We start from the raw sequence: 12,797 nt of genomic DNA on the forward strand, positions 1-12,797 counted from the left end.
GACCGTGACCACCGAGCAGCAGGCCGAGGACCCGAACGCCTACGACTTCCGTCGTATCCAGGACAAGTGGCAGCCCCGCTGGGAAGAGCTCGGGCTCTTCACCACGGACCTCGACGACACCCGTCCGCGCAAGTACATCCTCGAGATGTTCCCGTACCCGTCCGGCGACCTGCACATGGGGCACGCCGAGAACTGGGCGCTCGGTGACTTCGTCGCGCGGTACTGGCGGCAGCAGGGCTTCAACGTGCTGCACCCGATCGGCTGGGACTCGTTCGGCCTGCCCGCCGAGAACGCTGCGATTAAGCGCGGGGTGGACCCGAAGGACTGGACCTACGCGAACATCGCGCAGCAGAAGGCGTCCTTCAAGCGCTACGCGCCGTCGTTCGACTGGACCACCGAGATCCACACCTCGGACCCCGAGTACTACAAGTGGAACCAGTGGCTGTTCCTGCAGATGTACGAGAAGGGCCTGGCGTACCGGAAGGACAGCTGGGTCAACTGGGACCCGGTGGACCAGACCGTGCTCGCGAACGAGCAGGTCCTGCCCGACGGCACCTCGGACCGCTCCGGCGCCGTCGTCGTGAAGAAGAAGCTCACGCAGTGGTACTTCAAGATCACCGACTACGCCGACCGCCTGCTCGACGACCTCAACCAGCTCGAGGGCCGCTGGCCGGCGAAGGTCATCGCGCAGCAGCGCAACTGGATCGGCCGCTCGGTCGGCGCGGACGTCGACTTCGTCATCGAGGGCCGCGACGAGCCGGTCACCGTGTTCACCACGCGCCCGGACACGATCCACGGCGTGACGTTCCTGGTCGTGGCGCCGGACTCGGACCTGGCCGCTTCGCTGGTCTCCGTCGCCCCTGACGAGGTGCGGGCTGACTTCGACGCGTACCTGACCGCGACGCAGAAGACCTCGGAGATCGACCGGCAGAACGCCGACCGGCCGAAGACCGGTGTGCCGCTCGGCCGCTTCGCGATCCACCCGTTGACGGGGGAGCGCCTGCCGATCTGGGCCGCCGACTACGTGCTGGCCGACTACGGCCACGGTGCGGTCATGGCCGTGCCGGCGCACGACCAGCGCGACCTCGACTTCGCGCGGGCGTTCGACCTGCCCGTGCGCGTCGTGGTCGACACGAACGCCGCCGTGACCGGGGCGATCCCGGTCGTGTCCCCCGACACGGAACTCCCCGCTCTCGACCCGGTGTCGACGGGTGAGGCGCTGACCGGCACCGGTCGGATGATCAACTCCGGTCCGCTCGACGGCATGTCGAAGCAGCACGCGATCACCGCGGCGATCTCCCTGCTCGAGGAGCGCGGCACCGGTCGTGCCGCCAAGACCTACCGCCTGCGCGACTGGCTCATCTCGCGCCAGCGGTTCTGGGGCACGCCGATCCCGATCATCCACGGCGCCGACGGCACCGAGCACCCCGTGCCGATGGACCAGCTGCCGGTGCGACTGCCGGACACCGAGGGGCTCGACCTCAAGCCGAAGGGCACGTCGCCGCTCGGCGGCGCGACCGACTGGGTGAACGTGCCCAACCCCGTCGACGGCACCCCGGCGCTCCGCGACACCGACACGATGGACACCTTCGTCGACTCGTCGTGGTACTTCCTGCGGTTCCTGGCGGCGAACGACGACACCCAGGCGTTCGACCCGGCGATCGCGCGCAAGTGGGCGCCCGTCGACCAGTACATCGGCGGCATCGAGCACGCGATCCTGCACCTGCTGTACGCGCGCTTCGTGACGAAGGTGCTGTTCGACCTCGGGTACCTCGACTTCACCGAGCCGTTCTCGGCACTGCTCAACCAGGGCATGGTGCTGTCCGGCGGCTCGAAGATGTCGAAGTCGAAGGGCGGCGTCTCGCTCGGCGACGAACTCGACGCGAACGGCGTCGACGCCATCCGCCTCGTCATGGGCTTCGCCGGCCCGCCGGAGGACGACATCAACTGGGAGGACGTCTCCCCGTCGGCGTCCGCGCGCTTCCTGGCCCGGGCGTACCGCCTGGCGACCGACGTCACCTCGACGCCGGACGCCGTGTGGGCCGAGGGCGACCGGGCGCTCCGTCAGGTCACCCACCGGTTCCTGGCCGACGCCCCCGGCATGATGGAGTCGTTCAAGTTCAACGTCGTCATCGCGCGGCTCATGGACCTGGTCAACGTCACCCGCAAGGCGATCGACGGCGGCCCCGGTGCCGGTGACCCCGCCGTGCGCGAGGCCGTCGAGACCGTCGCCCTCGCCCTCAGCGTCTTCGCGCCGTACACCGGCGAGGAGATGTGGGAGCAGCTCGGCTACCAGGCCACCGTCGCCACGTACGGCTGGCGGAAGGCCGACCCGACGCTGCTCGTGCAGGAGACCCTGACCGCCGTCGTGCAGGTCAACGGCAAGGTGCGCGACTCGTTCGAGGTCTCGAAGTCCATCGAGGCGGACGAGCTCGAGCAGCTCGCGCGGTCGTCCGCGAACGTGCAGCGCTACATCGGTGACCGCGAGATCGTGAAGGTCATCGTGCGGGCGCCGAAGCTCGTCAACATCGCGATCAAGGGGTAGCGCGCGGCCGTCCCTGCACAGCGGGGGCGGCTGCGCCGCCCGTCCACAGACGTGACCGACGGAGCCCGGAGGATCGGCCGGGCTCCGTAGCGTTCGGACATGTCCTCGCCGTCGTCACCCGGGCCCTGGTGGTCCCGCCTCACGCTGTCCCCGCGGGCGGCCGTGGTGCTCGCCGGTGTCGTGGTCGCCGTCGCGCTCGTCGTGGCGCTGGTCGGGGTCCTCGGCGCTGGTGGGGGTGACGGTGATGCCGACGGGGTGGTCGTGCGGGGTGCGCCGTCCGCCGGAGGCGATCCGGGTGCCGACTCGTCGGCGGTGGCGTCCCCGTCGCGGTCCGCGGGTGTCGGTGCCGGTGCCGGTAGCGGTGCCGGTGCTGCTGCCGACGCGGGTTCGGGGCGGGTCGTCGTGCACGTGCTCGGGGCCGTGCGTCGGGCCGGCGTCGTCGACCTGCCCGCGGCGAGCCGGGTCACCGACGCGCTCGAGCGTGCCGGCGGTGCGACGGAGGACGCCGACCTCGACCGGTTGAACCTGGCGCGGCCGCTGACGGACGGGGAGCGCCTGTACGTGCCGCGGCAGGGGCAGCAGGACGTGCCCGAGGCGCTCGACCCGGTGTCCGGCGGTGGCGGTGGCGATGGTGGGGGCGGCGCTGGCTCTGCGGCGGGTGGCGGTGGCGCTGCGGACGGTGCGCCGGCCGGGGCGCCGGGAGCCGGAGTCGTGGACCTGAACCGTGCCGACCAGGCGGCGCTCGAGACCCTGCCCGGCATCGGGCCGGGGCTCGCCGGCCGCATCATCGCGTGGCGCGACGAACACGGCGGGTTCAGCGCGGTCGAGGACCTGCTCGACGTCAGCGGCATCGGCGACGTCCGCTTCGCCGAGCTGCGCGACCGCGTGCGAGTCTGAGGAGGGGCGCGTGCACCTCGCCCCGAGTGCGGCGGACCTGCGCGTGGCGGGACCCGTCGGTGTCGCCTGGGTCGTCGTCGCCCTGCTCGTCGGCGCGCCGGACGCCGCACCGGTCGTCGGGACGGTCGCGGTCGTGCTCGCCGTCGTGAGCGGCGTCGTGCTCGGCCGACGGCCGAGCGGCGGACCCGCGGTCGTCGCCGCGCTGGTCCTCGTGGCCGCCGCGCTCACCACGCTGCTCGCCGTGTCGGTCACGGTGGCGGAGGCCCGCCGGTCCCCGCAGTCGCTGCACGCCGTCGTCGGGGCGGAGGGCGCCGCACGCGTCGAGGTCGAGGCGGTCCTGTCCCGCGACCTCGTCCCCGGAGACCGGTCGGTCGTCGGCACGCTCGAGCGGGCGGACGCCGTCCGCGGTCTCCGCGTCCCCGTCCGGCTCGTCCCCGCGCGCGACGATCCGCCCGGCGCCGTGCTGCCGGCCGGTTCCCACGTCACCGGCACCGCTGCGCTGCAGTTCGACCGCGTGGGCTCGGCGACCGCCGTCGTGGCATTCCTGCGCGGCGCGCCGTCGTCCGTGCCGCCCGGGGGAGTGCTCGGTGCGACCGACACCGCCCGGCAGGCCTTCGTGCGCGCCACGGCCGGTCTGCCCCAGCCCGGCGCAGCGCTGCTCCGCGGCATGGCGATCGGGGACAGGTCCGGGCTCGACCCCGACACCGAGGCCGCGATGGAGACCGTCGCGCTGACGCACCTGACCGCCGTCTCCGGGGCCAACTGCGCGGTCGTGGTCGGACTCGTCGTGGTGCTCGGTCGGGCCTGCGGCCTGCCGCGGGTGGTGCGGGCCGCCGTGGCCGTCTGCGTGCTCCTGGCGTTCGTGGTGCTCGTCCGCCCCGATCCGTCGATCGTGCGCGCGACGGTGATGGCCGTCGTGGTGCTCGTGGTGCACCTGGCGGGCCGCCCGGTGCGGGGCGTGCCGCTCATCGCCCTCGCCGCCACCGGGATGCTCGTCGCCGACCCGTGGGTCGCACGGTCCTTCGCGTTCGCGCTGTCCGTGCTCGCCACGAGCGGGATCGTCGTGCTCGGGCCGTCGCTGACCGACCTGTTCGCCCGTCGGCTGTGGGCACCGGTGGCCGCCGCCCTGGCGGTCCCCGTCGCCGCCCAGGTCGCCTGCTGGCCGGTGACGATCCCGCTGTCGCCGGCGCTGCCCACCTACGCCGTGCCGGCGAACCTGCTCGCCGAACCCTTCGCCCCCGTCGTCACGGTGGTCGGTCTCGCGGCCTGCGTCCTCGCGCCGGTGTCCCCGGGCGGCGCGCAGGTGCTCGCCGCCGTCGCCTGGGTCCCCGCCGCCGTCGTCGGCGGGATCGCCCGCGGGGCGGCGTCGCTGCCGCACGCCGCGACGCCCTGGCCTGCCGGACCGGTCGGGGTCGTCGCGGCCGTCCTCGTGTGTGCGGGGATCGCCACCGCGGTCCTGGTCCGGGGGCGGGCCGCCCGGTGGCTCCTGCTCGCGTCGGCGCTGGTCGTCGCGGTCGGGGTCGCCGCCGTGACCGTCCCGGTGCTCGTGGTCCGCGGCTCGGTGCCGCGGGACTGGTCGGTCGCGGCGTGCGACGTCGGGCAGGGCGACGCGGTGCTGCTCCGGGGCGGTGACGCCGTGGCGCTCGTCGACACCGGCGACGACCCGGTGCGGCTCCGGGCGTGCCTCGGCCTGCTCGGCACCACGCGGATCGACCTGCTCGTCCTCACGCACTTCGACCGCGACCACGTCGGCGCGGTCGACACGGTCGCCGGATCGGTCGACACCGTCCTGGTGGGGCCGACCGGCCGCTCGTCGGACGACCGGGTCGTCGAGGACCTCCGGCGCGCCGGGGTCGACGTCCGCCGGGCGGACGACCGCGTGTCGGGAGCCCTCGGGCCGCTCGCGTGGCGGGCGGTGTGGCCACGCGCCGGTGACCGCACCTCCGGCAACGACGCGAGCATCGTGCTCACGATCGGTCCGGCGGACCCGGCGTCCTGCGCGGCGTGCCTCACCGGGGTCCTGCTCGGCGACCTGGGGGAGTCGTCGCAACGACGGCTGCGCACCTCCGGCCTGCTGCCGACCGGGCCCGTCGACGTCCTCAAGGTGTCGCACCACGGCTCGGCCGACCAGGACCCGCAGCTCACCCGACAGCTCGCCGCCCGCGTCGGGCTCATCGGCGTCGGCGCGGACAACACCTACGGGCACCCGACGCGCTCCGCCCTCGACGACCTCCGGGCAGCGGGCACCGTGCCGCTCCGCACCGACGAGCTCGGCACGATCGTGCTCGCCCGTGCCGGCACCGACGGGGTGCGGGTGTGGAGCGAGCGGTCGTCGTCGGCGGCCGCCCGTAGGATCGGAGGTGCACCACCCGCCCCGGTACCGACCGGACCGGCGACCCCGGAAGGACCGCATGCCCGCCAAGAAGCCCGCGCGCGCCGCAGCGAAGATCGACCAGGTCCCCTGGTCGGGGATCCGGCCGGCCCCCGTCGTGCTCATCACCGGTCCCGAGGCGTTCCTCGCCGACCGTGCCCGCGGCGTGCTCAAGGACCTGCTCGTCGGCGAGGACCCCGCGCTCGAGGTCCACGACCTCGAAGCCGACCAGTACGCGCCCGGGATCCTCGCGACCCTGGCGAGCCCCTCGCTCTTCGGCGAGCCCCGACTCGTCCGGGTCACGAACGTCGAGAAGTGCACCGACGCCTTCATCACCGAGACGATCGCGTACCTGCAAGCCCCCGCCGACGACGTCACCCTGGTGCTCCGGCACGGCGGTGGCGTGCGCGGCAAGAAGCTGCTCGACACGATCCGCAGCGGGGTCGGCGGTGGCATCGAGGTCCTCTGCGACGAGCTGAAGCGCGAGACCGACCGGATCGACTTCGTGAACGCCGAGTTCCGGGCCGCGCGACGGAAGATCGCGCCCTCGGCCGTGCGCACCCTGGTGACGGCGTTCGCGGACGACCTCGCCGAGCTCGCCGCGGCGTGCCGGCAGCTCCTCGCCGACGAGGCGCAGGAGATCACCGACAAGGTCGTCGACAAGTACTACGGCGGCCGGGTGGAGACGAACGCGTTCAAGGTCGCCGACATCGCCCTGGCCGGCCGCTCGGCCCCGGCCATCGTCGAGCTGCGGCACGCCCTCGCCACGGGTGAGGCCCCGGTACCGATCGTCGCCGCCTTCGCGAGCAAGATCCGCACGATGGCGAAGGTCAGCGCGTTCCGTGGTCCGAGCGGGCAGGCGGCCTCCGCGCTCGGCATGGCGCCGTGGCAGGTGCAACGGGCGCAGCGCGACGTCGCCTCGTGGACCGAGTCCGGGCTGGCGAACGCGATCACGAGCATCGCCGAGGCGGACACCGCGGTGAAGGGCGGCTCCCGCGACGCGCACTACGCCCTCGAGGTCATGGTGCGCACGATCGCCCGGCGCGGCGAGGCCCGCTGAGGCGAGGCGAGCCCGTCGGCTGACCCGGCCCGTCGGCGTCGAGGTCCTGCGCCCGTCGGCGTCGGTGGTCCCGCGCCGGACGGCGTGCACTTTGTGAGCAGCAATGGTCGGGAGCGCCCGCTCGACCCGACCGTTCCTGCTCACCATCGCCGTCGCCGGGGCGTCCTGGCGGTCGTGCGCCGGTCGCGTGTACTTCGTGAGCAGCAATGGTCGGGAGCGCCCGCTCGACCCGACCATTCCTGCTCACGATCGCCCGGCGAGGCTCCCGGCGAGGGGTCCCGGCGGTCCCGCGGTCGAGCCCGTGCTGCCGTGCCCGTGCCCGCGTCGTGCACCGAGTGAGCAGAAGACGTCGGGTGCGGCCTCGCGGCCCGACGACTTCTGCTCCCTGAGCGAGCGCAGCGCCTCGCGCCCCCTCGCACGCACGCCCGACCGCCGCTTCCGTGCGGTGCAGCGCGACGACCCCGTGCTGGGCAGCGCGCACCGAGTGAGCAGAAGACGTCGGGTGCGCCCGCACGACTCGACGTCTTCTGCTCACTGGACGAGCGCAGCGCCCGACGCGCCCCGACGCTCGTGCCCGCTGCGGGTCCGCGCCCGCGCCCGCGTTGCTGCGGCCTGCCCGTGCCCGTGCCCGTGCCCGTTCGGCGGGCTGGAGCCCCTCGGCGTGCACTTCGTGAGCAGGAATGGTCGAGCGCGCCCTCGCGACCCGACCATTCCTGCTCACGAAGCGCGCCGCGCCCCCGCCCCAGCGCCCCGCCCCGTCCCGCACCCCCACCCCGCGCCCCACACACGACGAAGGCCCCGCACCTTCCGGTACGGGGCCTTCGTGCGACGCTCAGGAGATCAGAGCGAGGCAACCTTCTTCGCGATGGCCGACTTGCGGTTCGCGGCCTGGTTCTTGTGGATGACACCCTTGCTCACGGCCTTGTCGAGCTTCTTCGAGGCGAGGGCCAGGGCCGCGACGGCCTTGTCCTTGTCGCCCGCGGCGACGGCGTCGTTGGTGTGACGGATGTACGTCTTCAGCTCCGACTTGTACGCCTTGTTGCGCTCGGTGGCCTTGAGGTTGGTCTTGATGCGCTTGATCTGCGACTTGATGTTCGCCATGTGTTGCTCCTGCTTCGTCTCGTACGGGTGGGCGCGACCGCAGGGTAGAGGGGCCCTTGGTCGCATCGCGTTCCACCCGTGGGCGGGGAACGCGGAAGCCAGCCACCAACACTACCAGGCGGACGGGCTGCCACCAAAGCACGAAACACCGCCGGATCGGCGAAACGCCGCGGCAACAACGACGGGCTACGGTGACGGACATGCCATCCCTCGCACCTCGGATCGACACCGTGCCCGCCTCCGGCATCCGGAGGGTCTTCGAGCAGGCTGCCCTGCTGCAGTCCGGCGGTACCGACGTGACGATGCTCGTCATCGGCGAGCCCGACGTGCCGGTCGCGCCGCACATCGGCGAAGCGGCCCGGCGTGCCTGGACCGAGGACCGCACGGACTACACGCCGAACGGTGGGATCGCGCCACTCCGGTCGGCCCTCCGCGACAAGCTCCGGCGGGAGAACCGGATCGAGGTCGACCTCGAGCAGATCTGGATGACGATCGGGGCGACGCAGGCGCTGTTCCAGGCGATGACGCTGACGCTCAGCCCGGGCGACGAGGTCCTGGTGCCCGACCCCGGTTACACGACCTTCACGATGAACGCGCACATCCTCGGCGCGACCCCGGTGCCGTACCGGCTCGAACCGCAGCACGGCTTCGAGCCCGACCTCGAGGCCCTCGAGGCGAGCGTCACCGAACGCACCCGGGTCCTCGTCGTGAACTCGCCGTCGAACCCGCTCGGCTCGGTCTTCGGCGAGGACACGCTGCGTGCGCTGCTCGCCTTCGCGAAGCGGCACGACCTCTGGGTGATCAGCGACGAGGTCTACGAGTACTTCACCTACGGCACCCGGCACGTCAGCCTGGCCGCCCTCGACGAGGACGACCGGGTCTTCTCCGCCTTCTCGCTCAGCAAGACGTACGCGATGACCGGCGTGCGCGTCGGCTACCTCGTGACCCCGAAGGGCCTCGGTCCGACGATGCGCACCACGCAGGAGGCGATGATCAGCTGCGTCGCCGAGCCCGACCAGTACGCGGCCCTCGCGGCGATCGTGGGGGACCACTCCGCGGTGCGCGACGCCCGCGAGCACTACCGCGCCAACCTCGAGGTCGCGAAGCAGACGCTCGACGCCGCCGGCATCCGGTACCTCGACCCGCGCGGCGCCTTCTACCTGTGGGTGGACGTGTCGCACGCCTCCGAGGGCGACGTCGCCGAGTGGGCGCTCGGCTTCCTGCAGCGGGAACGGGTCGCGGTCGCCCCCGGCAGCGCCTTCGGCCGGACCGGCGAGGGCTGGATCCGCGTCTGCCTGGCGGCCACCCCGGACGACCTGCGGCGCGGCCTGGGCGCACTGCCCGCGCCGGTCGGCGCGACCGTCTGACGGACGGGAGGCACGGTGCGGGCCCGCCCCGTGCCTCCCGTCCGCCCCGCACCGCGTCCAGGGCGGTGACCGGTCTCCACAGGTCGGCCGCGGGTGCGCGCGTCGGCGCGCAACCGTGGGACAATCGTTCGACCGTCCGACCCACCTGAGGAACCGTGAGCCCACAAGCATCCGCTCCGCTCGAGCCCGCCGCGACCCCGGCCGACGCGATCCGCAACTTCTGCATCATCGCGCACATCGACCACGGCAAGTCCACGCTGGCCGACCGCATGCTCTCGATCACGGGCATCGTCGAGGACCGCGCGATGCGCGCGCAGTACCTCGACCGCATGGACATCGAGCGTGAGCGCGGCATCACGATCAAGTCGCAGGCCGTCCGCATGCCGTGGGAGCTCGACGGTGAGACCTTCGCGCTGAACATGATCGACACGCCGGGCCACGTCGACTTCTCGTACGAGGTCTCGCGCTCCCTGGCGGCGTGCGAGGGTGCGATCCTGCTCGTCGACGCCGCCCAGGGGATCGAGGCGCAGACGCTCGCGAACCTGTACCTGGCGCTCGAGAACGACCTCGAGATCATCCCGGTCCTCAACAAGATCGACCTGCCCGCGGCCGACCCGGACAAGTACGCCGCCGAGCTCGCGCAGCTCATCGGCGGCAAGCCGGAGGACGTCCTCCGCGTGTCCGGCAAGACCGGCGTCGGCGTGCCCGAGCTCCTCGACCGGGTGGTGCAGCGTGTGCCCGCTCCGGTCGGCGACGTCGAGGCGGCCCCGCGCGCGATGATCTTCGACTCGGTCTACGACAGCTACCGCGGCGTGGTGACCTACGTGCGCATGATCGACGGGTCGATCAAGCCGCGCGAGAAGGTCCAGATGATGTCGACGAAGTCGACGCACGAGATCCTCGAGATCGGCGTCTCCTCGCCCGAGCCGAAGCCGACCAAGGGCCTCAGCGTCGGCGAGGTCGGGTACCTGATCACCGGCGTGAAGGACGTCCGCCAGTCGAAGGTCGGCGACACCGTCACGACGGCGCAGAAGCCCGCGACCGAGGCACTGCCGGGCTACACGGACCCGAAGCCGATGGTGTTCTCGGGCCTGTACCCGATCGACGGGTCGGACTACCCGGACCTCCGCGAAGCGCTCGACAAGCTGAAGCTGTCCGACGCCGCCCTGGTCTACGAGCCGGAGACGTCGGTGGCGCTCGGGTTCGGGTTCCGCTGCGGGTTCCTCGGGCTGCTCCACCTCGAGATCATCACCGAGCGGCTCTCGCGCGAGTTCGGTCTCGACCTCATCACCACCGCCCCGAGCGTGGTGTACGAGGTCACCAACGAGGACAACACCGTCACCGAGGTCACGAACCCCTCCGAGTTCCCGGGCGGCCGCATCGTCGAGGTGCGCGAGCCGATGGTCCGCGCCGCGATCCTCGCGCCGAAGGACTACGTCGGCGCGATCATGGAGCTGTGCCAGTCGCGTCGCGGCAGCATGCTCGGCATGGAGTACCTCGGCGAGGAACGCGTCGAGATCCGCTACGAGATGCCCCTCGGCGAGATCGTCTTCGACTTCTTCGACCAGTTGAAGAGCAAGACGCAGGGCTACGCCTCGCTCGACTACGAGCCGACCGGCGACCAGGCGGCCGACCTCGTCAAGGTCGACATCCTGCTGCAGGGTGACCAGGTCGACGCGTTCAGCGCGATCGTGCACCGCGACAAGGCGTACGCCTACGGCACGCTCATGACCGAGCGGCTCCGCAAGCTCATCCCGCGCCAGCAGTTCGAGGTGCCGATCCAGGCAGCCATCGGCGCCCGGATCATCGCCCGCGAGAGCATCCGTGCCATGCGCAAGGACGTCCTGGCGAAGTGCTACGGCGGTGACATCACCCGCAAGCGCAAGCTCCTCGAGAAGCAGAAGGAGGGCAAGAAGCGCATGAAGATGGTCGGCCGGGTCGAGGTCCCGCAAGAGGCCTTCATCGCCGCCCTCTCGGGGGACGTCGAGGAGAAGAAGAAGTAGCGGGGCGCGTCGTGTCGGTCCGCACCGCGCGGGCCGGTGCACCGGCCGCTCCCGGTAGCATGGCGGCATGAGTACCCGCGGGAGCTACCGGACCGCCCTGACGTACGGCGCGGTGGGGGCGACCCAGGCGTCGGACCTCATGACGTACCCGCCGGACGGCTTCACGCCGTCCGAGTCACGGGCCCGGATCGGCCACGGCGACCAGCGCTTCGAGACCGCCGTGGTGCAGGCGCTGACGTGGCAGATCCAGGAGCGCAGCGGCATCCGCGTCCAGGTGGACGACCAGCCCGACGACGACGAGGTCCGGTACAACCCGGTGACCTTCGACGACGACGGTGTCCCGATCGCGCCCGCGTCGATCGGCACCCCGCGGGTCGAGAAGTTCGCGCCGGACGGCACCCCGCTCCTGACCGCGGGCACGAGTGCCACCCTGACCATGCATGCCTTCGGGCAGACGGTGTTGGCCCCGGTGCGCGTCGTCGCGATCATCGACGAGCGTGACCGCAAGGGCTTCGCCTACGGCACGCTCGAGGGGCACCCGCTGTCCGGCGAGGAGTCGTTCGTCGTCGAACGGACCCCGGACGGCTCGGTGTGGTTGCAGATCCGGCAGTTCTCGCAGCCGTCGAGCGCGAAGTGGCGGTTCGTCGCCCCGTTCGTACGGCGGCAGCAGAAGGTCATGGCGGAGCAGTACCTGGCGGCCCTGCGCGGGGACTGACCCCGCCGGGCACGGTGTCTCGCGTCAGCGCAGCGGCGGCAGCGCTGCGATCGCGTCCTCGATGAGGGACGCGTCCGACCGGCAGTCGCGCGCGACGGTGACGGCGTTCGTCGCCCGGAGTGCGTCCACGTCGTAGACCCCGGTGGCGACCGCCAGGAACGGGATGCCGGCTGCGTCGGCGGCCTCGCCGTCGCGCGGCGTGTCCCCGACGATGACGGCGCGGGTGCCGGCGAGTTCCGCGGCGGCCCGCAGGGTGACGTCCGAGCGCTCCACCTCGGTGTCGCCGAAGTAGGAGTGGTCCCAGTCGAAGACGGCGGGGTCGAACCCGGCACCGGTGAGCTTGACCCGCGCGCGGTACTCGGAGTTGCCCGTGAGCAGCCCGTTCCGCCAACCGAGTGCGGCGAACCGGTCGAGCAGCGCCTTCGCGCCGGGGACGGGGTCGCGGTGGTCTCCGGACGCGTGCCGTTCGGCGGTGAGGTCGTGCAGGTGCCGTCCGACGGCGGGGATGAGCGAGTCCTCGAGGTCGTGGGCGCGGACGTGCTCGGCGATCAGCCCGGCGTCGGTGCGCCCGTGCTGGTGGCCGACCCGCAGCGTGAGGTCGCGGCCGACCGCACGCTCGAGCGCCAGGTGGTACAGGTTGCCCGGCGACGAGGCGTTCATCACGAGGGTGCCGTCGATGTCCCACAGCACCGTGGTGGGGACGGGGTGGTGCTCCATCCCTCCATCATGGCGGAGAAT

The 12,797-nt window shown here is 72.4% G+C and carries 8 protein-coding genes and 1 pseudogene; 7 read left to right on the plus strand and 2 right to left on the minus strand.

Annotated elements, in window-relative coordinates:
• Window positions 1-4 precede the first annotated feature (4 nt).
• The 4 genes and pseudogenes from leuS (at window position 5) to holA (ending at window position 6,873) form a co-directional block, all read left to right on the plus strand.
• A complete protein-coding gene (leuS, locus tag DEI99_RS07410) occupies window positions 5-2,545 on the plus strand; it encodes a leucine--tRNA ligase (protein WP_111040573.1) in 2,541 nt (846 codons plus the stop codon).
• A gap of 99 nt (window positions 2,546-2,644) precedes the next feature.
• Window positions 2,645-3,442 carry a helix-hairpin-helix domain-containing protein gene (locus DEI99_RS07415; RefSeq protein WP_284180983.1) on the plus strand — a complete coding sequence of 266 codons (798 nt, stop codon included), beginning with the start codon at window positions 2,645-2,647 and terminating at the stop codon, window positions 3,440-3,442.
• A gap of 715 nt (window positions 3,443-4,157) precedes the next feature.
• Window positions 4,158-5,180: pseudogene (locus DEI99_RS17255) on the plus strand (ComEC/Rec2 family competence protein); the annotation flags it as partial.
• A 673-nt stretch (window positions 5,181-5,853) separates the two neighbouring features.
• The gene (gene holA / locus DEI99_RS07425; protein ID WP_111040571.1) at window positions 5,854-6,873 is read left to right on the plus strand and encodes a DNA polymerase III subunit delta; all 1,020 of its coding nucleotides are present in this window, start codon (window positions 5,854-5,856) and stop codon (window positions 6,871-6,873) included.
• Window positions 6,874-7,713: 840 nt separating this feature from the next.
• On the opposite strand, the gene rpsT is transcribed toward holA, so the two are convergent.
• Window positions 7,714-7,974: a 30S ribosomal protein S20 gene (gene rpsT, locus DEI99_RS07430; protein WP_071254639.1), complete on the minus strand. Its 261-nt coding sequence runs from the start codon at window positions 7,972-7,974 to the stop codon at window positions 7,714-7,716.
• A 200-nt stretch (window positions 7,975-8,174) separates the two neighbouring features.
• On the opposite strand from rpsT, the gene DEI99_RS07435 reads away from it, so the two are divergent.
• From DEI99_RS07435 to DEI99_RS07445, 3 genes are all read left to right on the plus strand, one after another.
• Entirely contained in the window at window positions 8,175-9,341 is a 1,167-nt protein-coding gene (locus DEI99_RS07435) for a pyridoxal phosphate-dependent aminotransferase (RefSeq protein ID WP_111042772.1), read from the plus strand.
• A 155-nt stretch (window positions 9,342-9,496) separates the two neighbouring features.
• Window positions 9,497-11,344, plus strand: coding sequence for a translation elongation factor 4 (gene lepA / locus DEI99_RS07440; RefSeq protein ID WP_111042773.1), 1,848 nt, complete (start codon window positions 9,497-9,499; stop codon window positions 11,342-11,344).
• A gap of 67 nt (window positions 11,345-11,411) precedes the next feature.
• On the plus strand, window positions 11,412-12,059 hold the full coding sequence (locus DEI99_RS07445) for a DUF1990 domain-containing protein (RefSeq protein ID WP_111042774.1): 648 nt from the start codon (window positions 11,412-11,414) through the stop codon (window positions 12,057-12,059).
• Window positions 12,060-12,083: 24 nt separating this feature from the next.
• On the opposite strand, the gene DEI99_RS07450 is transcribed toward DEI99_RS07445, so the two are convergent.
• Window positions 12,084-12,776, minus strand: a complete 693-nt coding sequence (locus tag DEI99_RS07450) for an HAD family hydrolase (RefSeq protein WP_071254649.1) — start codon at window positions 12,774-12,776, stop codon at window positions 12,084-12,086.
• Window positions 12,777-12,797: the final 21 nt, after the last annotated feature.

This window comes from Curtobacterium sp. MCLR17_036 (assembly GCF_003234445.2).
Classification (GTDB): domain Bacteria; phylum Actinomycetota; class Actinomycetes; order Actinomycetales; family Microbacteriaceae; genus Curtobacterium.